Genomic DNA, 25,255 nt, shown 5'->3' with positions numbered 1-25,255 from the left:
TGTCACGCCGGGGGTCGCGGGTTCGAGTCCCGTCCACTCCGCCACTTATTAGAAAAGCCCTGCTAGAAATAGCAGGGCTTTTTTATATTTGAAGAAAAGAGTTTTGCTTGTAGATTGTACGAGTGCTGTAAAGGCATCGAGACCCTACACTTCACGCTATTCCGGCACATATTAGAAAGCCTAGTCTGACGACTAGGCTTTCGTCGTTTCCGGCATCTGAGTTTATTATTCGTCTCCGACTTTTGTTGAAGCGTTTTTCGTTGCTCACGAACTCTGATATTCCAACACTTATTATAAAAGTCCTGCTCTTTCTAGAAGCGCTTGATTACGTTAGTTGATATTTGTGGCTATCGATTCAATGATTAACCTTTAGAGAATGTCTTAGTGAGGTTGACTTCCTACTAATTTGAACTGGTTGATAAAGATGTCTCGTCTTTAGTCACAAGGTTTTGCTGGTTCGGCAACTCTTGCTATATCTCTACTGCTTAATAGATGAACCTATTAAGCAGTTACGTGAAACCCGCGGATTTAGCGTTTTATAGTTGGAATATTGATGGCCATTTAATTGCTAATTCAGCGTGATTTAACGTGGCTTTCGGTCTGTTGGTGAATATCTTTAAATGTCTTCTCTCAAAGTGAGCTCCTTTTACTCTTCAGCTTAGAGGCGTCACTTTTCTTTATGATTCCTCTCGAGCCTCTTCTTAGGGCTTGTTTATAAAAATCGCAAAACTACATACAGACACAATTAAAGTAGTTCTCTGTGTGTTTGAGAGGCTCCATTGCGTAATTTAATAGTTAGTTTGGTGGCGTAGCGTTGGACGCGTAGGGTTCGATGAGATGTGTTGTAGAAGTTATCTAGGGGTAAATAACAGATACAAAAAAGCCGATGCTAGACATCGGCTTAGTTTGAGTCGTTTTGAATTACGCTGGTTGAACGAGAGCGAGTGCTTTACGAGAAACCTCGTGAGCTGCTTTCGTTAAGTTTTGCTTCTCTAGGGCATCAGATAGGTATCCGTAATCTGAAACATTTGAGCGAAGTGCTAGTGCTTTTTCAAAGTGACTTTGTGCTTCTGCCCACTTCTGTTCTCTTAGGTAGAATTGAGCCAATGCGCTGTGTGCTTCGGCATTGCCACCATCTTTACTGATAGCACGCTCTAGCATCACAACTACTGGGTGGTGATCGGCAAGATTTAGCTCAGGAAGCAACATATAGAGCTCATTTGAACCACTCTTCGCAATGTTTTCTTTAATCACTGTGAAGGCTTCTGAATCAGCTTTACGAGCGATCAGTTGCTTCACAAAACAAGAAACAAGGTGAGAGCTTTGTTTTTGCTTTCTTGAAAGCTTATTCCAATGACTGATTAAACCTTCGCTACCTTGCTGCTGTGCCACATCGTGAAGCAAACCACATTGAGCTTTCTGTTCCAGCTCAACTTGTTCATCAGGTGTAAGAAGCTTGTTCTTAGCCAGCTTAGGCGTTAGCTCTAACAGTGGCTGCCACAGCTTAAGCTGCATGTAAGTGGCTTTTAGCAGGCCAAGTACGGCGGTGTTATTCGGGTACGAACCTTTCAATGTTGAAAGTGTATCGAATGCGGCTTCGTAGTTCGACTCACTGATCTGTTGTTTTGCTTTCGTTAGCTCAACGGCCAATAGAGAGTCCTCTTGTTGGCTAGCAAGCTCAATGTACTTATCACGCTCACTTGTATTGCCTTGTTCGTGAGCAGCTTGAGAAGCGACTAAATAACAAAGTAGCGGCATGTCGTGGTGGTTAGCCCAACGAGTTACCTTCTTCTCTGCGCCTTTCCAGTCACCTTCAAGAAGCTTGATGATGCCTTCATTGGTATAACGACGAGAGCGCTTTAGTTTACGAACACTGAACCAGTTCCAAGTTGTCGAGCTTGCGTACATAAGCTTTTTAAATAGGTACTCTAAGCCGAATAGAGCCGCTAGAAGAGCAATGACAAAGATAACCAGTGTTGTCACGCTCATCTCAATGGTTTTATTCGCAATTGAGATCAGAACGTAGCCTTGTTGACCAGAGAACTGAGTACCAACAATTAACCCAGCACCTAGAACGAGAAGAAGAAAAATCCAACGAATCATTATTTTTCCTCCGTGGTCATAACGGTGACTTCACGACGTAGGCGTTCACGTATCACGTCTGATAACTCATTTTGAGACTCAAGTTTCACAGGGTATTTCACAGAAATATTCTGCTCGCTCAGCTGCTTAATTGCCTTCTCAAACTCAATCACTGAGTTGTTATCTTGGTTTAGGTACGACTTCGACCACTCGTTAGCTGTTTGTAGTGCAGCACTGTAGACATCACCTTGTTCTTTGTAGATAGCGCGAATTGCGGTCTCTAGTTTGCCCTTGATATTCTCACGCAGGTAAAAGTGTTGCTCAGGAGAGAGTAGAGGAATAACTTCACCATCACGACTGCGGAATGTGATGAAGTTTTCTGAAAAGTCTTTCATCGACGTCATCAGGTTGTTCTGCCAGTCATTAATATCTTGAGATACGGCTTTTTTCTCAACAACGGCAGCCTCAGGCAGGATTGCATTGGCAAGCGGCAGCGTATCGACTTGTTGTTGTAGGCTTGTGATGCGTAGAACTAAGCCATCACGGTCGATAAGAGGAATAGTGCGAAGCTTAGTAATGTCATTGGTCATTGATTGACGAAGAGAGACCAAGCTTGGGTCATTCAGTGCGGCGATACGTTGATCGGCGCTTTCCATTAGTTTGGTTGCACTAACGGCATCATGCTCTAGGAACAGTTTACGTCCTGCTAGTTTCACAAGGTAATCAGCTTCAGCAAGCAACCAGTCATTTGGACGGCGACCTTTAACATCAGCAACCGCTAGCTGTAGGCTTTGAATGCTCTTCTGTTGCTGAGATTGCACGACTTGAGTTTTCTCCACCGCATGTGATGCTTCTTGGATAGTCTCTTGCTTGATGGTTTGTAGATCTTTATTTACCGCAGATTGGGTATTTTGCAGTTGTGCTTGAAGAGCAGCGATTTGAGCCGAGTATTCAGCGCTCTTTTGCTGCATTTGAAATGCGATACCGCCACTGAAGATAATTGAAATCGCGATCGCAATAGCGCCTAGTTTTACACCGCGCTTACCTTGCTTTTCTGCTCTCTCTATTTGCTCTTTATGCTCAGCTTGAGGCTGTTCATTTTGAGCGGTATTTGACGCAGAGGCATCAAGTTTTTGTTCAGGCTGTTTTGTCTCTGTAGAGTCAGCTTTTTCGTTTTCAACAACTACTGGCTGAGTGTCTTGTTTCTTTTCAGGTTCAATATGCTCATTATTTTTTTTGCTTGTCATGCTTATTTCCTGTTCTAGCTAGGGCCGGAGAGCAGCCAGTAATATTTGGTTCGTAGCACTGTGAGTATTGGTCACGTTTGAGAAGCCGAGTTGTTGTGCTCGTTCTACAATGCGCTGGCTTGGGACAAATAAATGTCTTGTTGAAAGCCAAGCCAAATACTCATCAGGGGTAATTGAGCAGAGATACTCCAATTGTTCCTGACTAGTGATGACAACTTTGGACGTTTTTTTGTTTATCCATGTTTGATAGGTATTGTGGTCGCTAATAGGAATATATTCTCTACGGTAGGTCTCACAATAAGAGACTTTTGCACCTCGATTGAGTAGAGAATCTCTAATGAGCTCACGCCCACCATTTCCACGCAGTATCAAAATGGATTTATTATCTACGCCATTAAGTTCAGTAAGTTTGAGAAGATGTTCACTATCACTCACTTTGGGATAGTTTACTTTTTGTTTACTAACTTTGCTTAAAACGTGCGCAGTTTTTTGACCAACGCCAAGATAAAGCGGCGAAGTTGGCCAAATAGATGAAGTTTTCGAAAGGATGTTTTGGGCAGCGGTCACGGCGTGGTGACTGACTGCAATAATGATATCGCTGTTATTAAGCTGGGTGCTTAAATCCGATGAGTGTGGATTATCAACGATACGAATAAGCGGATGATGGATTGCTTGAATCCCTTCATCCGCTAGTTGTTGGCAAAGCGATTGTCCCTCTGAACCGGGACGAGTCACCAACACTGTCATAGTTATTCTTGGTCTGCGTATAGCTTGGTTAAGATTTCTCTCGCGCCATCATCCAGCAATTGATTTGCCAGAGTAACGCCAAGTGCTTCTGCATCTTTGCGAAGGCCAGAGATCTCACCACGAACCATTTTAGAACCATCTGGTTCGCCTACTAATGCACGTAGCCAGATATTATCGCCATCTAATAATGAGTAGCTACCGATAGGAACCTGACAACCACCTTCTAGAGTTAGGTTCATTGCACGTTCGCATAGCACACGATCGGCTGTGTCTTTGTGGTTCAGTGGCTCAAGAAGCTTGATTAGACGTTCATCATCTAGACGACACTCAATACCAACAGCGCCTTGCCCTACAGCAGGTAGAGACTGTTCAGGTTCGATAAAGCTACGGATACGCTCTTCTAGCTCTAATCGCTTAAGGCCAGCTGCTGCCAACACGATAGCATCGTATTGACCATCATCGAGTTTACCTAGACGAGTACCAACGTTGCCACGCAGTTCTTTGATGATGAGATCTGGGCGGTATTCTAGCAACTGACATTGACGACGCAGGCTGCAGGTACCTACGACAGCACCTTGTGGTAACTCATCGATGTTGTTGTAAGTATTTGATACGAAAGCATCACGAGGATCTTCGCGCTCACAAATAGTTACTAGACCTAGACCTTCAGGGAAGTCGACTGGTACGTCTTTCATTGAGTGAACCGCTAGGTCAGCACGACCTTCTAGCATTGCTACTTCAAGTTCTTTAACGAATAGCCCTTTACCGCCTACTTTAGCAAGTGGCGTGTCTAGGATGATGTCACCTTTGGTCACCATAGTTACCAACTCAACCTCTAAACCAGGGTGAGCAGCTTGCAGTGCATCCCTTACAAAGTATGCCTGCCAAAGGGCAAGAGGGCTTTTTCTGGTCGCGATACGGATTGGTGCTGAATTTGTCATGGTGTTTCCGATATAGGTTCTGTAATAGGCTAATCCTACCATTGTGAGGCGAAAATTCTTACTGTTTGATCATTCGATACTTTGATAGCAGAGGGAATTTCATGAGTTCACCAAAATAGTGTGATTGGTATCTCATTTGAAACATGGGCTATTATTAGAAATAGTCAATAAAGAGGACACTACGGCGCCGCGAGTTTTACTTTCAGTCATCAAGGGATTCGTAAGTATGACGGCGTCCTTTGCTTTACCGATAAGGGTAAAAGTGTTAAATTGATCACGTTTTGTTGCTGCTTTCGTTCAGTAACTAAACAGAAGTACACTTAATCTCAAACCAAGGACTTACCTTGCAGGCTTACACTCAAACTTTGATTCAACGATTAGACAATCTAAATCAGCAGCGCATTGATCGTGCGTTGGCGTTGATGAATGTGCAGGGCCAGCGAGTTTTTAACCTTATCCCCGCGCTGCTTCACTTCAATCACCCGATGATGCCTGGTTATTATGACCAACAAGTTCCTTTTGGAATTCGTAGCTTCACGCTCAATGAATTCCAAAAGCAATTTGTCTCTGATACTGAATTAACTCTGGGCGGAAAACTTACCGAGGCCGCTGAACCAGCAATCTTGGGTTTGTACACCATGGGTAGTACTTCGTCTATTGGTCAAAGTACCTCAAGTGATCTTGATATCTGGGTGTGTGTATCTCCAGATATGGATGGCGCATCTCGCGATAGCCTGACCAATAAATGCCTGCTTATTACTGATTGGGCTGAAACCTTAGGGGTTGAAGCGAACTTCTTTTTGATGGATGAAGAGCGTTTCCGCTCGAATCATTCTGAAGAGATGACCGGTGATAACTGTGGTTCTTCACAGCACTTACTACTGCTTGATGAGTTCTACCGCTCAGCCGTTCGTTTGGCTGGCCAGCGTTTGTTGTGGCAAATCATCCCGCCAGAAATGGAGGAGTGCTACGACGAGTATGTCCAAGGTTTATGTAATGATGGTTATCTTGATTGCTCGCAGTGGATCGATTTCGGCAAGCTGAACAGTATTCCTGCTGAAGAGTACTTTGGTTCAAACCTATGGCAGCTCTATAAGAGTATCGACTCACCGTATAAATCGGTGTTGAAGGCGATCCTGTTAGAAGCTTATTCATGGGAATACCCAAACACCCAGCTTCTTAGTATTGACACCAAGCGTCGTTTCTTCGCAGATGAACCTGATCTGTATGGCATGGATAGCTACTATCTGATGCTTGAAAAGGTCACTCGCTACCTAGAACGTATCAACGACCATACTCGATTGGATTTGGTGAGACGCTGCTTCTATCTTAAAACCCACGAGAAGTTGTCACGAGATGCGGGTATTGGTTCTGTCGCATGGCGTCGTGAAGCCTTAACCGAGATGACTAAATCTTGGAACTGGGGACATGAAACCATTGCTGAGCTCGACAACCGCCGTAACTGGAAGGTTGAGCAGGTTAAAGTGGTACACCATGCGCTGCTTGATGCCTTGATGCTGAGCTATCGTAATTTGATTCAATTTGCACGTCGCAACGACATCACTTCAGCTATCAGCCCGCAAGATATCAGTATCTTGGCACGTAAGCTTTATGCTGCGTTTGAGGTGTTACCAGGCAAAGTGACGTTACTGAATCCACAAATATCCCCGGATCTCCATGAGCCAGATTTGAGCTTTATCGAAGTCCGTCAGGGTCAGTCAAATAAAGCGGGTTGGTACTTGTACAAACAGCCTTTGATTGCACATCGCATTCTCGGTCAGCCTTCACTTGAGCACCATGAGTACTTGAGTAAGTTGGTTGCTTGGTCGTTCTTTAATGGTTTGATTACTGAGTCGACGCGTTTGCACTCTGTGGTTCGAGATGCTCATATTGATATCGATAAATTTTATCAAATGGTGAGCGATCTACGTAATACCTTCTCTTTGCGTAAGCGTCGTCCGAGTATGCAGGCACTGGCGAGCCCGTGTGAGATAAGCCAACTGGCGATGTTCATCAACTTTGAAAATGACCCGACGTCTGAATTAAGTGGTCGCGCATTAAAAGTGGATCTTAAGAATGCCGATATTTTCAGTTTTGGTGAAGAAGGTAAGAGCTTAGTCGGTAGTGTTGATCTGGTTTATCGGAACTCTTGGCATGAAGTTCGTACACTTCATTTCCAAGGCGAAACCGCGATGTTGGACGCGCTGAAGACGGTACTGGGTAAAATGCACCAGGATGCGTTGCCGCCAGAGTCGGTCGATGTGTTCTGTTACAGCAAAAACCTACGCGGTGTGATGCGTAATATGGTGTATCAACTGCTTGCCGAGTGTATCGACTTGCGATTAAAACCGATTGAGCCAGAGAAACGCCGCCGATTTAAGGCTATTCGCCTGGCAAACAAAATGTTTGGTCTGTTCTTTGAACGTCGTGGTGTATCGGTACAGATGTTGGAAAACTCGGTCGATTTCTATCGTAGTATCTCGACGAATAAGCTGAAGGGCTCACCTTTACTGATGCTCGATAAAGAGCAAGAGTATCAGCTACCAGAAGTGGTTGATGGTTTTGCGAGTGAAGGTTTAATTCAATTTTTCTTTGAGGATACCGACAAAGGTTTCAATATTTATGTATTGGACGAGTCGAATCAGGTTGAGGTGTATCACCAGTACAGCGGTGAAAAAGATGAGATGATCGCAAGCGTGAATTCTTTCTACACTTCAGTAAAAGATGAGTCGAAGGTGTCGTCTAAGTTGATTAACTTTAACCTACCTCAGTACTACCAAATTGTTCACCCTGAAGAAGGTAACTCTTATGTGGTGCCATATCGTAACGATGCGACTTTAGCTTCTCGGAGCTCAAAGATAGTCAATATCTAGTCTTACCAAGACTGATTGATATTAAAAAAGGAGTGATTGATTCACTCCTTTTTAGTTTTGCTTACAAATGATTAGACCCAATTAATCTCTTCATCTGCGTGCTTTTCGCACTCTTCTTTGACCATCTCAAACAACGCCATGCCCGTCTTTGAACATGTCCACTTGTCGTCAACTAGCTTGAAGTGAAAGCCGCCAGATTTAGACGCTAACCAGATCTCACGCATTGGTTCTTGGCGATTGATGATAATTTGGCTGCGGTTTTCAAACTCCAACGTCATTACGTTACCAGTCACTTCATAATCAATATCTGCCTCTGATTCATCGATCGCTTCTTCGATGTTTTGCATCTGTATATCGACCAGCTTATGAAATTCAGTCTCGTTCATCCTTTCTATCCTATTGCTTTTCCTGAGTGTGGTGCGATTATAGGGGGCATTGAGTTAATAATCACGATGTGCAAAATGAAAAAACTAATTACCGCTTTGTTTATGGTGTCCGTTATTGGACTTTCTGGTTGTGGTCAAACGGGTCCTTTGTATGATCCTGATGAAGTTCAACAGACTGAACAATCACAATAAGTGAAACACGCAGAAATCGTTATTTATAAGGGATAAGAACTTTGGATTACTTCAACTATCAGGAAGATGGCCAGCTTTGGGCTGAGGACGTCGCACTTTCACAACTAGCAGAGCAATATGGTACACCGCTGTATGTATATTCTCGTGCCACATTAGAACGTCACTGGAACGCATTTGACTCATCGGTAGGTGAGCACCCGCATTTGGTGTGTTACGCCGTTAAAGCTAACTCGAATCTAGGCGTGTTGAATACCTTAGCTCGTTTGGGTTCTGGTTTTGACATCGTTTCTGGTGGTGAGCTAGAGCGTGTGGTTGCTGCAGGTGGCGATCCGGCGAAAGTTGTTTTCTCTGGTGTCGGCAAAACAGCCGCAGAAATGAAGCGAGCGCTTGAGTTGAACATTAAATGTTTCAACGTAGAGTCTGAGCCAGAACTGGAGCGACTGAATAAAGTGGCCGGTGAACTTGGAGTTAAAGCGCCGATTTCACTGAGAATCAACCCTGATGTTGATGCCAATACTCACCCTTATATCTCTACGGGTCTGCGTGATAACAAGTTTGGTATCGCCTTCGATCGTGCTCCTGCTGTTTATGCGTTTGCTAAAACACTCGATAACTTGTCTATCCATGGTATTGATTGCCATATCGGCTCTCAGTTAACGGATATCGAACCTTTCATCGATGCCACTGATCGCTTGCTTGCGTTGATCGATCAACTACGAGCTAACGATATCAACATCAAGCATCTTGATGTTGGCGGAGGTTTGGGGGTGGTTTATCGTGATGAATTACCACCACAGCCCTCTGACTACGCGAAAGCCTTGTTGGCTCGCCTAGACAATCATTCTGATCTAGAGCTGATTTTCGAGCCAGGAAGAGCGATTGCGGCTAACGCTGGTGTATTATTAACAAAAGTCGAGTTCCTTAAGCCAACAGAGCATAAGAACTTTGCCATTATCGATGCGGCAATGAACGACCTGATGCGCCCTGCACTTTACCAAGCTTGGCAAGATATTGTTCCAGTTAGCCCGCGTCAGGGTGAAGCTGTGACTTACGATTTAGTTGGCCCTATATGTGAAACGGGTGACTTCCTAGGTAAAGATCGTGACCTTGTTCTTGAAGAGGGCGATTTATTGGCTGTTCGTTCAGCAGGTGCTTATGGCTTCGCTATGTCATCTAACTACAACACTCGTTCGCGTGCGGCAGAAGTGATGGTTGATGGCGATAAAACTCATTTGGTTCGTCAGCGTGAAGAGCTTACGAGTCTGTGGGAACTTGAAAACATTCTTCCGGAGTAATTTTAAGCGTTATGCACTTCCACTTTTCTAAAATGCATGGTTTGGGCAATGATTTCATGGTCGTGGACTGCATTACTCAAAATATTTTCTTTTCTCCAGATTTGATCCGTCGTTTGGCGGATCGTCACACTGGTGTGGGTTTTGACCAGCTACTTGTAGTTGAAGCTCCCTATGATCCTGAAACTGACTTCCATTATCGCATATTTAATGCAGATGGCAGTGAAGTTGAGCAGTGTGGCAATGGTGCACGTTGTTTTGCTCGATTCGTTCGCATGAAAGGCTTAACGAATAAGTACAGCATCAACGTGAGCACCAAGAAAGGGAAAATGGTTCTTAAGATTGAAGACAATGATTTAATCACTGTCAACATGGGTATTCCTGAGTTCGAACCGGGCAAGATTCCATTTAAGGCGAAGCAGCCAGAAAAGACGTATATCCTAAGAACGGATGTACACACCTTGTTCTGTGGTGCTGTTAGCATGGGTAACCCACATGTGGTTACCGTAGTTGATGACGTCGATACAGCAGATGTGGATACCTTAGGTCCGCTGCTTGAATCTCACGAACGTTTTCCTGAGCGTGTTAATGCTGGCTTTATGCAAGTGGTTAACCGTGAAGAGGTTCGCTTGCGCGTCTACGAACGTGGTGCGGGTGAAACTCAGGCGTGTGGCAGTGGCGCATGTGGTGCAGTTGCTGTTGGTATAACACAAGGCTTACTGGCTGAGAATGTGAAGGTTCGTCTACCTGGTGGTGACTTACACATTAGCTGGCAAGGCCCTGGGAAACCTCTGTTGATGACTGGCCCAGCAACGCATGTGTTTGATGGTCAGCTTTCTTGCTAATAACGATATAACAAATAGATTTATAAAAAATAAAGGATAGGTTTTGTCTTACGTTGAAGGCGACACTCTGACTGCAGAGGTGGTTGCGGAATATTTACGTGATAACCCAGATTTCTTTCAAAACAGGAAAGATTTGGTTGATCGCCTTGCTATTAATAATGTTGAGCAGGGCGCTGTTTCTCTGGTTGAGATTCAGCTTAAACGTCAGCGTCATAGAATCGAAGAGCTGGAAGAAGAGATCACTGGCCTGATGTCACTAGCGGCGAATAACGATAAAACTTTCTATGAATTCATGGATCTGCAAACTCAAGTGTTGAAATGCAGTGACTTCATTCAGGTTATCAAGGCTGTTGAACAAAAAGCGTTGGAACTAGGGCTTAAGGCTCATGTACGAGTTCTCTCACAATTAGGTTTTTATCAGCTGAATGAAGAGCGTTACTCGAAATTTTCACTTAACCATTTCAATGGCAAAGATGCTTATCTAGGGCGATTGAGAAAGGCAGACAGACACGATTTGTTTGGTGATTATCCAGTTCCAGAGCTAGGCTCTTATGTAGTGCTACCCCTTGCTAAGCGATCTCCACTGGGTGTACTCGCTTTTTCTAGTGAAGATGGCGGACACTTCCAGCCTCATATGGACACGCTCTTTTTACGCCATTTAGCACTTGTTGTCGCTCATTTGGCGGACACCTTACCTTGGCAGATAAATAATGAGCCTAGAGCCCAAAATACCTCTTCCTAATAGCCTTCAAAAGCCGCTCTCTCGCTTCTATGAATATCTTAGAAGTGAGAAGGGACTCAGCTTACACACCCAACGTAACTACAAACAACAACTTGAAACCATGGCCGCTCATTTAGTCACTCTTGGACTAAAGGATTGGTCTCAAGTCGATGCGGCGTGGGTAAGACAACTTGCAAGTAAAGGCATGCGCGAAGGAATGAAAGCGAGCAGTATTGCGACTCGCTTATCGTCACTACGCAGCTTCTTTGATTTCCTTGTCTTGCGTGGCGAAATGACCGCCAATCCTGCTAAAGGGGTTTCAGCACCTCGCAAACAGCGTCCTTTGCCTAAAAACCTCGATGTTGATGAAGTCGGGCAGCTGCTTGACGTAAACGAGGATGACCCGCTATCGATTCGTGACCGAGCGATGATGGAAGTGATGTATGGTGCTGGACTACGACTGGCCGAGCTGGTCGGTATCAATCTTAAAGATGTGTTGGGTCGACAAGGCGAAATCCGAGTGATTGGTAAAGGCGACAAAGAACGCAAAGCGCCTTTTTCTGGTTTAGCGAAAGAGTGGGTTGATAAATGGCTCAAAGTTCGTGGTGCACTAGCTTCGCCGGGTGAGCCTGCACTGTTTGTCTCGAAGTTAGGGACTCGTATCTCTCATCGCAGCGTGCAAAAGCGCATGGAAGAGTGGGGCAAGAAGCAATCTGTCGCGAGTCACATCAGCCCGCATAAACTGCGTCACTCCTTTGCAACGCATGTACTGGAGTCGAGCCAAAACCTTCGTGCGGTTCAAGAGTTGCTCGGGCATGAAAACATCTCGACAACCCAAGTGTACACTCACTTAGATTTCCAACATTTAGCACAAGCTTATGACCAAGCTCATCCAAGAGCTCGTAAGAAGAATAAAGATTAGATTAAAGGTTTAACTATGCGAATTTATCGAGGGTTAAAGCCCATCAAAGCCATGACCTTTGATTTGGATGATACCTTGTACGACAACTGGCCTGTGATCATGAAGGTTGAGAAAGAGATGGCGCAGTGGCTTTATCAAAAGCATCCTGTGTCTGCTTCTCTTTCATTAGAAGAGTGGCAAGGTATCAAACAACAAGTCGCCTCTGAAAACCCAGCGTTAAAGCATGATGTCACCGTGTGGCGAGAAACACAGATTAAGCGTGGTTTGTTACAACTGGGGTATTCTCAGCAGCAAGCAGAACAAGCGGCTCGTGAAGGCATAGAACACGCTTTGTGGCTGCGTAATCAGGTGGATGTGCCACAAGAAACGCATCGAGTGATGGCTGAGCTGAGCCAACGTATTCCTTTAGTTGCGATTACTAATGGCAATGTCGACCCACATAAAATTGGCTTGGGGCAGTACTTCCAATTAATCCTTAAAGCCGGTCCTGACGGCAGAGCAAAACCCTACCCAGATATGTTTGATAAAGCTCAGCAATACCTAAACTGTGACGCTGAGAATATTCTCCATGTTGGTGACCACCTTATAACCGATGTCTATGGAGCTAAGACAAATGGTTTCCAAGCATGCTGGTTTAATGATACGGGTTCCAATTTATATTCTTCCCCGAAGGCAACAGTGTTGCCTGATGTTGAAATAGAGCAACTTAGTGATCTTATGCGATTAATTTAATGGCCGTAGTAAGCTTATTGTGTCGCATTTATGATATTGAATTGTTACATTAGTCACAATTCAATGCCTGTTTAGGCTAGGATAATTGGCGACTACTTTTTATCGATTTATTTCAGTCATAGCAGTGGTTGCGGGTTCTCATTTCACTCGATTTCGAACAAGGGTTGGCATGCAAACATTTACATTTCTCGCAAATACTGAGGAGTTATTTAAGTCTCAATTTGATCAGCGAGAGTGGTGTGACAGCAAACAGTACCTTATTCAAATTTTCTCTGCTCAGTCCTCTGATATCGCTCGTCGAATTGCCAATGCAGCCCTCAATCGCATAGGGCATGCGACGTTAATCGGTCAGAGCGCCCGTTATGTTATCTGTGATAACAGCCTGAAGCATGAATGTACCTTAGTCGTCGTCAGTGAATTTAACGATACCCATTTAACGTCTACAGTTCAGACGTTTACCGGAAACCCCAATCAAGATAGCCAAGATCTCGCTTCTCAATTAAACCTTACAGAAGAAACCAAAACGGTTATCAGCTTGTGCGATCAGGTTGAAGGGCGTGACTATCCTATTTATAGCGCCTTTGAGAGTCTACCTTACGCATTACCAGTTGCTGGTGGGCTGTGCCACGAGAATGAATATGGCCGTTGGGTCATGCATAATGAGCAAACCTACCAACATGCTTGTGTTGCGGTTGCATTGACTAACCCTAGCTTAAAGGTTTGGTCGGACGCGTATTCTGAGTGGAATCCTATTGGGATGAAATTGCGAGTGACACACGCAGTTGGAAAGCGTTTATATGCGTTGAATGACAAGCCGGCTATAGAGGTGTTCAAACATTACCTTGCTGATGGTAAAGATCTCCCTTTTAGTCAGTTGATGAGCTTCCCTCTGTATCGAGAGCTCGGCAGAAAGAAGTGCATCTCGACGCCTCTACGTATTAATGATGATGGTAGTATTGAGTTTGATAGCCCTTGGCATGTCGGCGAAGAGGCCCAATTTTGTTATAACCATCCTTCTTTGACCGCAGAAAAAGTGCGTCACGGCGCTGAGATGCTTGCCGTACATCAGCCTGAATCTGTGATCATCTATAACTGTGTATCTCGACTAGAATTTATCGACAGTAAACTTGAGCTCAAACCATTTGAAGGGATAGTAAACGCGTGTGGTGCATACTGCATGGGAGAACTATATCGCAACGACGATCGCCAAGAGATACTGCATCACAGCCTTACCTATATTGCGATGAGAGAGTCGGACGAGATTAATGAGTTTCGTTGCGAAGATTTCAAGCGAGACTCAACGGTATCGCCACTACTCAACTTAGTCAGAAATGCGGTCGCAGACCTCGACAGTATGAACACTCAGATGGAGAACAAACTCCATCAACAAGCACGTCGCTTAACTGAAAGCTACCGTATTGACTCTCGCACTGGGCTACCTAACCGTATTGTATTAAAGGAACGCCTCAATACGATTTTATTCAATGAACATCTGTTGACGCTGAAGCTGACTAATTTTCATCAAGTTAACGAAAAATACGGTTATCAAGTGGGTGACCAATTACTGCTTGATCTGTCGAATCATTTTGTCGACCGATTGCACCTTAGTGTGGCTAAGGAATCCAAGGTAAAGGTTGAACTGTTCAGTATTGGTGTCGGTGAGTGGGCAATTATCTTTAACGCGAGTGTCGATAGCGTGAAGATAGAGCAACGTTTCGTCGAGTTTGCTGATGGTATTGAGCATATTAATTTTGAGCCATATGGATTAACCGACATAGACTACCTTTCGGTTTCTCTGTGTGGTGGTTTCGCTAGTCGCTGTGATTTCTTAGCTGATAGCGGTGATGAGATCTTGTTGAAAGCGATTGAAGCTCGACGCTACGGGGTGCGGAACAATACTCACATCACTAATGCCAAAAACATTCAGGTGAGTGAGGAAGATCGTAAAGAACAACTAGGCTGGCTGAGCTGTGTAAGCCGCGCAATCTTAGATCAGAACATTATCACCTACTCACAGCCGATTGTAGCGTCTGGTACTCACGAAATGATTGGCCAAGAGTGCTTGGTCAGAATCATGGAGTCGGATGGTACCATTGTACTCCCTGGTAAGTTCTTACCCATTATTGCTGACACGCATCTCTATACTCGCCTTAGCCGGCACATGATTCGAAACACCATTGGCTACATGGCAAATAAGCAGAGTTCTTTTTCAATCAACCTATCCCCACAAGACTTACTGAGCGATAAGACGCTTGAGGTTCTCGAGTCAGCGATTAGTGGTATGAACGACCCCACTAGACTTGGTCTAGAGGTTCTCGAGTCTGAACAGATCAAAGATTATGGCCGCATGATAGAAGTGTGTGATCACTTCCGTGCTCTTGGGGCGAGAATCATTGTTGATGACTTTGGTTCTGGTTATTCCAATATTGATGAGATCATTAAACTTGAGCCGCAGATCATTAAGCTCGACGGTAGCTTGATTCGCAATATCGACAAAGACCCAAAGCAAAGGAATATCGCCTCTCAATTAGTACGCTTGTGTCAGGTGTTTAACGCCAAAACAGTTGCCGAATTTGTCCATAACCAACAGGTTTGTGAAATTGCAGAGCAAATGGGTGTCGATTATCTGCAAGGTTATTACTTTGGTGAGCCTAAGCGACTGTTTTAGTTGTTAAAGCCCTCAACGTCCTAATGTGACTTGCTTTTAAAGCACTGCACGGGCACAGATGATGGCTCTTTAGTGGAATGAATGATGTCTAACTAGCGTCACATTATTTATAAGACGATTGTAAGTATTCCGTGCAAGCTTTATCTATAATAAGCACAATAACAAATCATTAACGTAACGATTAATGTGAATATGCAATCGACCTCTTTCCAGATACAAGACATTAAGTGCACCCAGCGTGAATTGCAAAAGATAGATTTTCATCAACATGACAATCTACTGATTCAGGTGTTTTCTTCTTTCGAGAAAGATTCGGTGTTGGCTGCCTGCCAAGTAATTCAGTCGACTTTCCCCAACGCCAAATTGATTGGTTGTAGCGCTAATCACTACATCAGCCAAGGTGTGATCCTGCATAAAGGTCTCTATGTTATTGTTACTCGCTTTGAGGCGATGTCTTACACTTGTGGTGTTGTCGAATATAGCGAGCAGCCTCGACGGGATAGCCAAGCGATGTGGCAGCAGCTTGAATGTAATGCTGATACTCAAAGCATTATCTGTTTCGCCGATCGCTTGCAGATAAATAACCAAGATCTATTTTCAGCGTTTGAGCAGTCGATATATTCATTACCTATTTGTGGCGGTGCATCGACCATTACAGAGCATGGACGATGGGTGATGCTCGATGGTATTTGCTATGAAAATGCCTATGTCATGTTAGCACTGCACAGTGTTGAACTCGCAATTACTAAGGGGTATTACTGCGAATGGAACCCCATTGGTCGTACCTTCCGAGTGACTGGCGCTCAAGATAATCGGCTAGCTGAATTGGACGGTATACCTGTCCGAGAAGTCTATAATCGTTACCTCGCTGACGGTCTCGAAATCCCTTTTGAGCAACTGTATAACTTCCCCTTGATGGTCGGTGAACCCAAAGACCAGAACACTCACTTACCGCTCAAGGTAACAGAGGGTGGAGAGATAGAATTCAGTGGGTCGTTTCAAGTTGGTGATGAGGTGCGGTTTTGTTATGACCATCCTTCATTGACCCTAGAGCAAATCCGATTGGGCGTTCAACAGATTGCTTCCCATAAACCAGAACAGTTTTTTATCTACAACTGTACCTCTCGCATTGATTTCATTGATGGCAACCAAGAGGTTGAGGTTTTCCAAGCATTAGCGGACACCTATGGCGTGTACTGCATGGGAGAGCTCTATCAAGATAATGGCCAGCAACGAATTTTGCATCATAGCCTCACTTATCTTGCGCTTAGGGAAGGTGAAGGCAAGGCGGTATTACCATTAGAGACACAACCCGCGACCAATATTTCCCCTTTGTTTTCATTGATACGAAATGCTCTGCTTGATGTCGATGACATGAACAACAGCATGGCGAGTAAGATTCAACAGCAAGCGACCGCATTGACCGCGAGCTACCGAATTGATCGCCGTACAGGTTTACCTAACCGAAGCGTACTGCGTGAAAAACTGTCAAAAATGAGTACCGATAGTCATTTGTTGGCTTTGAAAGTCACGACATTTGGCCAAATCAATGAGAAGTATGGCTATCGAGTAGGTGACAAGCTTCTGCATGATTTAAGCGAGTATTTTCAAAAGGCGCTGTGGCAGTTCTTTGATGAGGGGTGTCAGCTCTATAGCATTGGTATTGGTGAGTGGGCGGTGGTGTTTGATAGCTGGGTGGGGCAAGAACATATTCATCAGCGTTTTTCTGAATTTGCAGACCAAACGGAACATGTGAATTTTGAACCAACGGGGTTGCCTGATATTGATTACCTGTCGGTATCCATCTGTGCGGGCATAGCCAGCCGTCGAGATTTTCCTACGACCTCGATTGATGATTTGTTGTTGAAGGCGATTGATGCTAGGCGCAGCGCCGTGAGTCAGAACAAGCATCTAGTGAGCGCCAAGACGCTCATTCAATTGGAGAAGCATCGCCAAGAGCAGCTTGGCTGGCTGTCGTGTGTCAGTCGCGCGGTGCTTAATCAGAATATTGTGGCGTGCTCCCAACCTATTGTCTCGGCGCACAGCCATCAGGTAGAAAGCTACGAGTGCTTGGTTCGAATTGAAGAAGATGGACAACTGATTGTGCCGGGTAAGTTCTTGCCAATCATAGAAGGAACTCATCTCTATACACGTTTGAGTCGCCAGATGATAACGCGTACCTTTGATTTTATGAGTCAGCGAACCGATTCGTTCTCAATTAACTTGGCGCCACAAGATTTTAGCAATGAGAAAACCATTCTTCACCTTGAGCAAGCCATCAAGAAAATCAGTCACCCACAGCGTATTGGCTTAGAGGTGTTAGAAACGGAACAAATTCAGGATTACGGTCGCTTGATCGAGGTGTGTAATCACTTCCGCGACCTTGGTGTGAATATTATTGTTGATGACTTTGGTTCCGGCTATTCGAACATTGATGAGATATTGAAGTTAGAACCACAAGTCATAAAGCTTGATGGCAGTTTAATTCGGAATATTGATAAAGATAAGAAACAGCGCAAGATCGCTCAGCAACTGGTGAGTTTGTGCCAGATACTGAACGCTAAAACAGTTGCGGAGTTCGTACATAATGAACCGGTGTGTCGAATCGCAGAGGATATGGGTGTCGATTACCTTCAGGGTTACTACTTTGGTCAACCGCAGCGTTTGTTCTAATCGAACGAGTTAAATTTCTTTCAAAGAGCAGCCAGAGTGTCGGTTTCACGTGAAACACCGATCGGTTCAATAGATTAACGTTAGATGTAAAAAGGGTGAGCTTATGGCTCACCCTTTTTGTTTCAGTTTTACGTTACTTACCGCAAGCCTCTACGTGGCTTCCTCTATTTGAGTGAATGACCACATTTATCCGCTTGAAACACCTTTAGGTAGTGTTGGTAGTAATCGTTAATCAACTTAGCCGGTTCGATTTCACCTAACGTTTTTAGCAACTCAACGCCAACTTCACAGGTACACAGGTGCCCGCTGTCTTGATTGCGGCGTAAGGTGTATGACGATTCAGTCGTGATATCGAGATGGATTTGAGGAATGGTGTTTAACCACGCGCTCTTGTTGAGCATTTTCTTCGCTTCCTGCCATGTGCCATCCAAGATGATGAATAACGGCTTACGGTCTCCAGCTACAGATGACACGGCTTGCTGGCACTCAATACTGCTGTCACTTGGAAACAGCAAAAAAGGCTGCAATGTTTTGTCTTCGAGTAAGGCAATCAACTCTTCTGGTGGTGTTTTTCGTTGCCATACGAAGGACTGACATTGCTGAATAGATTGCTCAAGTAACTTTCCGGTATTGGTGTCTCTCGACAGTTCATTCTCATGAGTGAGCAGTACAAGATCAGTTTGGCTTTCAACACTTGGTATGCGATGACAAATACATTGATGAGTGAAGCCACAACCACCGCAAGCTTGTTGATTACTCATAGTTATAGCTTAACTCCGCTTTGTGCGGGTGATACGCCATCAGCAAATAGAACCACATCACTGATATCAGCATCATTTGCAACTGGAGCAACACTTGGATTCAGTGGGTAGCTAACACCGGTGTAAGACAGTGTGTGTTTCGCAGGTGTTGCTCCACCGCCGCTGACATTGAAGATCAGATCCTGCCAGCCATGACTTTGCGATTTACCTAAGCGTATATCGCCCTTAACCAGTGTCACTCGGCTATTGAATCGCCAGTTGTCTTGGTGGTTTTCAAAGATAAGCAACGTACAGCCACCTGAACCACACCAATCGAGTTGAGCAAACAACTCTTCCTTACCATCACCGTTCAGATCGTAGGTCAGCCAACGGTACTGAGTGTTGTCTGGATCGGTATTGTTGATCTTAAAATACTCGCGGATCGCTTGGTCGACTTTTGGATCAAGTTGATCACTGGAGTTGACCTGCTTAGCGGTTAGATCAACGTTAGCGGGGGTGTTTGCTTGCGCTTGCGCACTCTTAGCTTCGAATAGCACCAGACCGCCATTGGCAATCGGATAGACCACGTTGCCCACTTTCTCTTTTTCAGCGATTAGCTTGCCATTATCGAGTGTGAAGATACGCTCGGAGATCAAATACTGTTGCTGGTGGCGAGTCATAACCACTTGTACCTGATTTTGGTTCAGTTGCTGCCAGAAGCCCTGCTCAACAATAGAAGGGTCTCCATTGCTGTATGAATAAGTCGTGATAGCACTGTGGTCATTGTTGAGTTCAAGGTTGATAGAGAACCCTGAGTTTTGCGTTGAGCTAGCGAAGTAGAGTCCGCTCCAGTCCAATGTTGGATCTTGGTTTGAGACCGTTGCACAGCCATTATAGTTACTGTCATTGAGGTTAAGCTTGGCATGCCATCCATAGATAGAATCACTCATGCCGTCGCTGCAACTCTCTTTTGTAAGGTTGAGTTTGCCTTGCGCTGCTTTACCCTCTAATTGGTAATCACGACTGCTTGGTGTGGTGTGGCTTGATTCAATATCGAGGAGCTGTGGTTGTTCGCCCATCTTGGTGTATTTGAGCTGGTCTTTATCGAAGGTTGCTGACCAGAAGGGTTCATTACCGAATACTCGTGTTGAACGCAGTGGTTGGTCACAACGATTAGGGTTTTCTGCGGTTAGGATATTCACTTGATCAACCACGAAACGTGCCGTGAAATCTGCGTTATACCCTGTTTGGCTCGGTACGGTTAGATGACCAATCAGCTCGCCGTATAAGGCTTGGTAAGGTCTCGTTGAGAGCCCTTGCGCTTCTAATGCGAGTTCTGGTGTTAAATCTAACCAGTATTGTTGTTGGCTACCGCAAGGGGTGAAGGTTCGGCTTTCATGACCTACCACAACTTGACCACGCATGATGAAGGTTTGCGGTTGAATGCTCAGTGGTTCATCCAAGGTTGCTGGTGGTAATTCAGGTTGTTGCGGCGTATCTGGTGCCGTTACACAGCCTTGCAAAGCGAATGCGACTAGCCATGTCACTGGGTTTTTCATTACCTTCATGTTATATCTTCCTCGGAGCAACCGTTAATTGGATTTATTATGGCATATTGGTTATTTAAAACAGAACCCGACACCTTCTCTATTCAGACTCTAAGAGTACAAAAAACCTCTTGTTGGGAGGGTGTACGCAACTATCAGGCTCGAAACATGATGCGTGATGACGTCAAGCTTGGAGACTTGGTGATGATATACCATTCATCATGTAAAAAAGTTGGCGTGGCGGGGATCGCGAAAGTAACCAGAGAAGCCTACCCAGACCACTTTCAGTTCGACCCAGAGAGTAATTACTACGACCCTAAGTCTTCGCCAGACAATCCGCGCTGGATAATGGTTGATGTTGAGTTTGTGCGAGTGACTGAACGCTTGATTCCTTTGGCAACACTTAAAGCCATGCCTGAACTGTCAGAAATGCCACTGGTTAAACGGGGCAACCGATTATCGATCATGCCGGTTACCGAACAAGAGTGGCAGGCAATATTAAGCAAAGAAATACTGGGTTCTCGATAGCGTTAGAGAGAGCTTTTTACGTAAGGTTCAAAAAAGGCAGCCAGTTGGCTGCCTTTTTATTTATACAGATCTCTTCGACGAGACGATATTAGAGTAGGTGCTTTTTTAGATAGTGAGCAACGGCGTCGTCTGTGTTGCTGCCAATCACTTCATTGTCTGGTAGAGCTTTCATCACTTTTTCATGTGATGTGCCCATGATTAGACCTTTACCCGCCATCGCCAGCATCTCTGCGTCATTCATGCCATCACCAAAGGCAACACAGTTATCCAGTGTCAGGTTCAATGATTTCGCAACAGCGTCTAAGGCGTGGCCTTTAGATACTTCAGCGGCCATCACTTCTAAACACCAAGGTGTTGAGAAGGCGATGTTCAGTTTGTCTCCAAACGCACCTTTTAGCTTTTGCTCAAACGTGACCAGATATTCGTGGTCTTGCTCTGGATGTGTGAAGAAGACTTTGGCAATGCCATCACTTGGGGCATTATCAGCTTCAAATCGTTTGTAGCTAAAGCCAGACTCACTATGGAACTTAGCGAGCATTTCGTCTTCACGGTCGAGTAGCCAATCTTCATTCTGGTACATATGAATAAAGATATTTGGATCTTGGCGAACAATATCAATAACCGGTTGAACTAATTTCTGAGGGACGTCCTGGCTATACATCAGTTGATCGTTCTGGTCGTGTACGCGAGCACCGTTTGACGTGATCATATATGCCGGAATCCCTGCGATTTGACGAATCCCTGCTACGTCGACGTGATGGCGACCCGTAGCGAAGATAAAGGTGTAACCTTGCTCGTGTAACTTCTTAAGCGTTAGTTTGGTAAAGTCGCTTAGCTGATGGTTGGGAGCCAAAAGCGTACCATCTAAATCAGAAGCAACAATTTTCACGGAATCTTTAAGTGCAGGAATAGTCATTTAACCCTCATTGCAAAATGCTTAGCAAATATCAATACTAGCCAACGCTAGCATCGTTTTAACTACAATATCTCTAGGTGGAAATTGTATGCCAATTTCATGCAAGAAAAGAGGGCAAAGCTCACTTACTTCTCTTCCTCTTTAGCGCTTATCTTCTTGGTCGGTTACTTAGCCTATTAGCCTATTAGCTTATTAGCTTATTAGCTTATTAGCTTATTAGCTTATTCGATCTAGGCAAAAAACTGATTGATAGCATCCAGTGTGTGATTACGGTATTCATCTTGCTCAAACAGCACCTCATGCCTAGAACCCTCAATCACCTTAAACTGGCAATCAGAGTTGGTTTTTTTTAGCTTATTGATGAACTTAACTTGAGCTTCGTTACTCACAATCTTCTCTTCCCCTGCCTGAATCAATAGCAGTGGGATCTTGATTTGACGAGTTTGTTGTATTGCCTGCTTGGCTGCCATTAACCCTTGCCATACCCAGCGAGTACTAGGTCCGCCAACCTGCAAAGAAGGGGAGCCGTCATACAGGCAACGGAACCACTGATAGCGCACCTTACTGTGGCTTAATAAGTTATTTTCGAAGGGCTTAGAGTAATATGCCTGTTGCCCGGGGGCATAAGTCGGCTTGGCATAAAAAGCGGTGAGAGCTTGTCCAACAAGCATTGCGATAGGCTTGAAGTACCATTCAGTATTGATCCCAAACATCGGAGCGCACAGAGTGACTTTGTCAAACGGGTGGTTGGGATGAGTTTGCAAGTAGCGAGTGGCGATTGTGCTGCCCATCGAATGTGCGAGCAGGTAGCGATTGGAATACTTGCTAAGATCAAAACTGGCAATAATGTCAGACATATCTGATACGTAATCATCAAACTCGTGAATGTGACCAATGTCAGAGTCTGTTACCATACGTTCCGACTGACCTTGACCTTGGTGGTCAAATGAATAAACGTCATAACCTTGCTGATAGAAATCATAAAAGAGCTCTTGGTATTTTAAGCAGCACTCGATGCGACCATTTGAAATAACAATAGCTTTGGTGTGTGTCGGAGAAGTTAAGCTACACCAGTACAACCTTTTTTTACCAGATGATGTAACATAACCATCCTTTCGTTGTTGCCAAAGGGTGGAGATCGGGTGTTTAATCGCTTGCTCGAACTCAGGTTCTTGCGTGTATGAAAACAGGGTGGCACTGTGGTTTTCCATGGGAAATTACCTGAACTGATGCATGTGAGAGCGTCATCGCTACTAATGTTGTTAGATTAAAGAACTAGTAAGGAAATGCAAATGGATACTCATGTTTGGCTTGCTTATGTCGTCACGGCGATTTTGTTTAGTTTGGCACCGGGCTCAGGTACCGTTAACTCAATCAGCAATGGGCTCAGCTATGGAACCAAGAAGTCACTTGCGTCGATCGTAGGCTTACAGCTCGGTCTTGCATTTCATATTATGCTGGTGGGAGCGGGTATTGGTGCACTAGTGGCAAAATCCGCCTTGGCATTTACCATCATCAAATGGGTGGGCGTGGTTTATCTTCTATGGTTAGGCATTCAAAAGTGGCGTGATAAGTCTAGCTTGGTGGCTTCAGAAGAAAAATCAACGCTATCGAGTGGCAAGCTGCTCAGAAATGCAGTGCTTATCAATTTGACTAACCCAAAATCTATCGTGTTCTTAGTTGCTCTGTTTCCGCAATTTATCGATCCGACACAACCGCAAGCACCGCAGTTGTTGGTGCTCGGAGTGACCACTGTATTTATTGATAGCGTGGTTATGTTGGGTTACACCTCATTAGCTTCACAAATGGGACGTTTTATTCGCTCAGATCGCATAATGGGTAAGATAAATAAAATATTTGGTGGTATGTTCATGGGCTGCGGCGCTTTGCTGGCTGCTGCCAAAGCTTAATGAAAGTAACAGAGTTATAGTTAAATTAATTAGAGTTATCAATAAATGACCGCTACGTACGTTGCTCGACAACCTATCTTAAACCGTAACAAGAACACGCTTGGTTATGAGCTGCTGTTTCGTGACGGTGATAGGAATGCCTACCCCGCGCATATTGAGTCTAATCGAGCAACGTATCGCCTGATCGTTGAAAACTTCTTGTCCGTTGGGCTTAACCCTTCGATCCCATCTTCACGCTGCTTTATTAATTTTCCGTATCAGAGCTTGATTCGCCGTCTTCCAATGAGCTTACCGAAAGATAAGGTCGTAGTTGAGATTCTTGAAACCTGCCAACCGACCGATGAGCTATTAGAGGTAATCAAAGGGCTTTATCAAGCAGGGTATATGATTGCCCTAGATGACTTTACTTCGACACCTGAGTGGGAACGTTTCCTTCAATATACGCATATTGTTAAGCTTGATATCATGCAGATGGGGTTGGATGCGGCGTGTGAGTTAGTCAAAAAGCACGAAGGGAAGAAGTATAGTTTTCTTGCTGAGCGGGTTGAAACGGAACAAGAGTTCCAACAAGCGAAAGAAGCAGGGTTTAAGTTTTTCCAAGGCTATTTCTTTAGTAAGCCCGAAATCATAAAGACTAAGTATATTAGCCCAGAGCAAGTGATAGCGATGGAGCTATTCCAAGAGGTCTGTAAGCCGGATGTCGACTTCCAACGTGTTGAAAGCATCGTCGCGAAAGATATTGCCTTATCCTATAAGCTTCTGCGCTTTGTGAACACTATGTCACCCCGTCTTGAGGTCACCATCTCTTCATTTCGTCAGGCCTTGGTTTATTTAGGGCAAGAGAAACTGAAAATGTTTGTCTCGCTAGCAGTAGCGTCTTATGTCTCTGATAAAAAGCCCAAAGAGCTGTATGGCTTGTCTTTGCAGCGTGCGCAGTTTTGCCAACGGATGTCTCGTTACCAAGTATTTAAAGGGCATACTGAACAAGCCTTTATGATTGGTTTGTTCTCATTACTTGATGCGTTGCTCGATCTGTCGTTAGAGAACTTAATTGAACAATTACCGTTATGCACAAGTATTAAGGTCGCCTTGCTGCGCAGAGAAGGTCCATATGGCGCATTATTAGCGCTTGAAGAAAGTTTCGAACATGCTGATTGGCAAAAGATTGATGATCACTGTGCTGATCTAGGGCTGAACGTGGAACAAGTGAAAACAGAACTCACTGAAGCTCGACGCTGGAGCCATATTGTTACCAACAAACTCTGATATTCTTCGTTAAACTTTTATGACAAT

General features: G+C 44.6%; 21 protein-coding genes. 12 read left to right on the top strand and 9 right to left on the bottom strand.

The features are described from left to right. Nucleotides 1–921 precede the first annotated feature (921 nt). The 4 genes from ACED42_RS16410 to hemC are packed head-to-tail and all read right to left on the bottom strand — an operon-like array spanning nt 922 to nt 5,017. Nucleotides 922–2,103, bottom strand: coding sequence for a heme biosynthesis protein HemY (locus ACED42_RS16410; RefSeq protein ID WP_009848202.1), 1,182 nt, complete (start codon nt 2,101–2,103; stop codon nt 922–924). Further along, nucleotides 2,103–3,329, bottom strand: coding sequence for a uroporphyrinogen-III C-methyltransferase (locus ACED42_RS16405; RefSeq protein WP_009848203.1), 1,227 nt, complete (start codon nt 3,327–3,329; stop codon nt 2,103–2,105). Before ACED42_RS16405 ends, ACED42_RS16410 begins: the two co-directional genes overlap by 1 nt. Before the next feature lie 18 nt (nt 3,330–3,347). Continuing rightward, nucleotides 3,348–4,076, bottom strand: a complete 729-nt coding sequence (locus ACED42_RS16400; protein ID WP_009848204.1) for a uroporphyrinogen-III synthase — start codon at nt 4,074–4,076, stop codon at nt 3,348–3,350. 2 nt (nt 4,077–4,078) lie between these two features. Further along, the gene (gene hemC, locus ACED42_RS16395) at nt 4,079–5,017 is read right to left on the bottom strand and encodes a hydroxymethylbilane synthase (RefSeq protein WP_009848205.1); all 939 of its coding nucleotides are present in this window, start codon (nt 5,015–5,017) and stop codon (nt 4,079–4,081) included. Between the two features lie 344 nt (nt 5,018–5,361). Here hemC and ACED42_RS16390 point away from each other — a divergent pair, with 344 nt between their 5' ends. Further along, nucleotides 5,362–7,890, top strand: a complete 2,529-nt coding sequence (locus tag ACED42_RS16390; RefSeq protein WP_009848206.1) for a class I adenylate cyclase — start codon at nt 5,362–5,364, stop codon at nt 7,888–7,890. Nucleotides 7,891–7,961: 71 nt separating this feature from the next. On the opposite strand, the gene cyaY is transcribed toward ACED42_RS16390, so the two are convergent. Then, nucleotides 7,962–8,276, bottom strand: a complete 315-nt coding sequence (cyaY, locus tag ACED42_RS16385) for an iron donor protein CyaY (protein WP_009848207.1) — start codon at nt 8,274–8,276, stop codon at nt 7,962–7,964. Between cyaY and ACED42_RS16380 the strand changes: the two genes are divergently transcribed. From ACED42_RS16380 to ACED42_RS16345, 8 genes are all read left to right on the top strand, one after another. Next, complete coding sequence (locus ACED42_RS16380) at nt 8,256–8,468, top strand: lipoprotein (RefSeq protein ID WP_009848208.1); 213 nt, start codon at nt 8,256–8,258, stop codon at nt 8,466–8,468. The two genes, cyaY and ACED42_RS16380, sit on opposite strands and share 21 nt — an antisense overlap. Nucleotides 8,469–8,509: 41 nt before the next feature. Next, nucleotides 8,510–9,763 (top strand): diaminopimelate decarboxylase, encoded by a 1,254-nt coding sequence (gene lysA, locus ACED42_RS16375; RefSeq protein WP_009848209.1) that lies wholly within the window; start codon nt 8,510–8,512, stop codon nt 9,761–9,763. Nucleotides 9,764–9,774: 11 nt separating this feature from the next. Beyond that, nucleotides 9,775–10,605 carry a diaminopimelate epimerase gene (gene dapF / locus ACED42_RS16370; protein WP_009848210.1) on the top strand — a complete coding sequence of 277 codons (831 nt, stop codon included), beginning with the start codon at nt 9,775–9,777 and terminating at the stop codon, nt 10,603–10,605. A gap of 43 nt (nt 10,606–10,648) precedes the next feature. Then, on the top strand, nt 10,649–11,347 hold the full coding sequence (locus ACED42_RS16365; protein WP_012605049.1) for a DUF484 family protein: 699 nt from the start codon (nt 10,649–10,651) through the stop codon (nt 11,345–11,347). Then, nucleotides 11,316–12,248: a tyrosine recombinase XerC gene (gene xerC, locus ACED42_RS16360; RefSeq protein WP_122047531.1), complete on the top strand. Its 933-nt coding sequence runs from the start codon at nt 11,316–11,318 to the stop codon at nt 12,246–12,248. The genes ACED42_RS16365 and xerC overlap by 32 nt, the downstream gene beginning before the upstream one ends. A 15-nt stretch (nt 12,249–12,263) precedes the next feature. Then, nucleotides 12,264–12,980 (top strand): 5-amino-6-(5-phospho-D-ribitylamino)uracil phosphatase YigB, encoded by a 717-nt coding sequence (gene yigB, locus ACED42_RS16355; RefSeq protein ID WP_371703367.1) that lies wholly within the window; start codon nt 12,264–12,266, stop codon nt 12,978–12,980. Between the two features lie 169 nt (nt 12,981–13,149). Then, nucleotides 13,150–15,648, top strand: coding sequence for an EAL domain-containing protein (locus ACED42_RS16350; protein ID WP_371703365.1), 2,499 nt, complete (start codon nt 13,150–13,152; stop codon nt 15,646–15,648). A 192-nt stretch (nt 15,649–15,840) separates the two neighbouring features. Continuing rightward, nucleotides 15,841–18,321, top strand: a complete 2,481-nt coding sequence (locus tag ACED42_RS16345) for an EAL domain-containing protein (protein ID WP_371703363.1) — start codon at nt 15,841–15,843, stop codon at nt 18,319–18,321. A gap of 164 nt (nt 18,322–18,485) precedes the next feature. Here ACED42_RS16345 and ACED42_RS16340 read toward each other — a convergent pair whose 3' ends face one another. Both ACED42_RS16340 and ACED42_RS16335 read right to left on the bottom strand, forming a co-directional pair. Next, nucleotides 18,486–19,082 carry a tRNA-uridine aminocarboxypropyltransferase gene (locus ACED42_RS16340; RefSeq protein WP_017100564.1) on the bottom strand — a complete coding sequence of 199 codons (597 nt, stop codon included), beginning with the start codon at nt 19,080–19,082 and terminating at the stop codon, nt 18,486–18,488. 2 nt (nt 19,083–19,084) lie between these two features. Further along, nucleotides 19,085–20,629 (bottom strand): COG3650 family protein, encoded by a 1,545-nt coding sequence (locus ACED42_RS16335; protein WP_371703361.1) that lies wholly within the window; start codon nt 20,627–20,629, stop codon nt 19,085–19,087. 39 nt (nt 20,630–20,668) lie between these two features. Between ACED42_RS16335 and ACED42_RS16330 the strand changes: the two genes are divergently transcribed. Continuing rightward, nucleotides 20,669–21,136: an EVE domain-containing protein gene (locus ACED42_RS16330; protein WP_017100566.1), complete on the top strand. Its 468-nt coding sequence runs from the start codon at nt 20,669–20,671 to the stop codon at nt 21,134–21,136. 88 nt (nt 21,137–21,224) lie between these two features. On the opposite strand, the gene ACED42_RS16325 is transcribed toward ACED42_RS16330, so the two are convergent. Next, nucleotides 21,225–22,052 carry a Cof-type HAD-IIB family hydrolase gene (locus ACED42_RS16325; RefSeq protein WP_371703359.1) on the bottom strand — a complete coding sequence of 276 codons (828 nt, stop codon included), beginning with the start codon at nt 22,050–22,052 and terminating at the stop codon, nt 21,225–21,227. Nucleotides 22,053–22,282: 230 nt separating this feature from the next. Next, nucleotides 22,283–23,263 (bottom strand): alpha/beta fold hydrolase, encoded by a 981-nt coding sequence (locus tag ACED42_RS16320; protein WP_371703357.1) that lies wholly within the window; start codon nt 23,261–23,263, stop codon nt 22,283–22,285. A gap of 81 nt (nt 23,264–23,344) precedes the next feature. Here ACED42_RS16320 and rhtB point away from each other — a divergent pair, with 81 nt between their 5' ends. Then, complete coding sequence (rhtB, locus tag ACED42_RS16315; protein ID WP_009848221.1) at nt 23,345–23,962, top strand: homoserine/homoserine lactone efflux protein; 618 nt, start codon at nt 23,345–23,347, stop codon at nt 23,960–23,962. 45 nt (nt 23,963–24,007) lie between these two features. After that, complete coding sequence (locus ACED42_RS16310; protein ID WP_371703355.1) at nt 24,008–25,228, top strand: EAL and HDOD domain-containing protein; 1,221 nt, start codon at nt 24,008–24,010, stop codon at nt 25,226–25,228. Nucleotides 25,229–25,255: the final 27 nt, after the last annotated feature.

Origin of the sequence: Vibrio sp. FF145 (assembly GCF_041439075.1) — a bacterium.
Classification (GTDB): domain Bacteria; phylum Pseudomonadota; class Gammaproteobacteria; order Enterobacterales; family Vibrionaceae; genus Vibrio; species Vibrio tasmaniensis_A.
The sequence above is the reverse complement of the archived record's forward strand: the minus strand, read 5'-3'. Positions and strand labels throughout refer to the sequence as shown.

Coding starts and splice junctions, on each gene's coding strand:
- ACED42_RS16335 (WP_371703361.1), bottom strand. CDS start 20,629: ATGAAGGTAATGAAAAACCCAGTGACATGGCTAGTCGCATTCGCTTTG.
- hemC (WP_009848205.1), bottom strand. CDS start 5,017: ATGACAAATTCAGCACCAATCCGTATCGCGACCAGAAAAAGCCCTCTT.
- ACED42_RS16340 (WP_017100564.1), bottom strand. CDS start 19,082: ATGAGTAATCAACAAGCTTGCGGTGGTTGTGGCTTCACTCATCAATGT.
- yigB (WP_371703367.1), top strand. CDS start 12,264: ATGCGAATTTATCGAGGGTTAAAGCCCATCAAAGCCATGACCTTTGAT.
- xerC (WP_122047531.1), top strand. CDS start 11,316: ATGAGCCTAGAGCCCAAAATACCTCTTCCTAATAGCCTTCAAAAGCCG.
- dapF (WP_009848210.1), top strand. CDS start 9,775: ATGCACTTCCACTTTTCTAAAATGCATGGTTTGGGCAATGATTTCATG.
- cyaY (WP_009848207.1), bottom strand. CDS start 8,276: ATGAACGAGACTGAATTTCATAAGCTGGTCGATATACAGATGCAAAAC.
- ACED42_RS16345 (WP_371703363.1), top strand. CDS start 15,841: ATGCAATCGACCTCTTTCCAGATACAAGACATTAAGTGCACCCAGCGT.
- ACED42_RS16320 (WP_371703357.1), bottom strand. CDS start 23,263: ATGGAAAACCACAGTGCCACCCTGTTTTCATACACGCAAGAACCTGAG.
- ACED42_RS16325 (WP_371703359.1), bottom strand. CDS start 22,052: ATGACTATTCCTGCACTTAAAGATTCCGTGAAAATTGTTGCTTCTGAT.
- ACED42_RS16405 (WP_009848203.1), bottom strand. CDS start 3,329: ATGACAAGCAAAAAAAATAATGAGCATATTGAACCTGAAAAGAAACAA.
- ACED42_RS16400 (WP_009848204.1), bottom strand. CDS start 4,076: ATGACAGTGTTGGTGACTCGTCCCGGTTCAGAGGGACAATCGCTTTGC.
- ACED42_RS16380 (WP_009848208.1), top strand. CDS start 8,256: ATGAAATTCAGTCTCGTTCATCCTTTCTATCCTATTGCTTTTCCTGAG.
- ACED42_RS16410 (WP_009848202.1), bottom strand. CDS start 2,103: ATGATTCGTTGGATTTTTCTTCTTCTCGTTCTAGGTGCTGGGTTAATT.
- ACED42_RS16310 (WP_371703355.1), top strand. CDS start 24,008: ATGACCGCTACGTACGTTGCTCGACAACCTATCTTAAACCGTAACAAG.
- ACED42_RS16350 (WP_371703365.1), top strand. CDS start 13,150: ATGCAAACATTTACATTTCTCGCAAATACTGAGGAGTTATTTAAGTCT.
- rhtB (WP_009848221.1), top strand. CDS start 23,345: ATGGATACTCATGTTTGGCTTGCTTATGTCGTCACGGCGATTTTGTTT.
- ACED42_RS16330 (WP_017100566.1), top strand. CDS start 20,669: ATGGCATATTGGTTATTTAAAACAGAACCCGACACCTTCTCTATTCAG.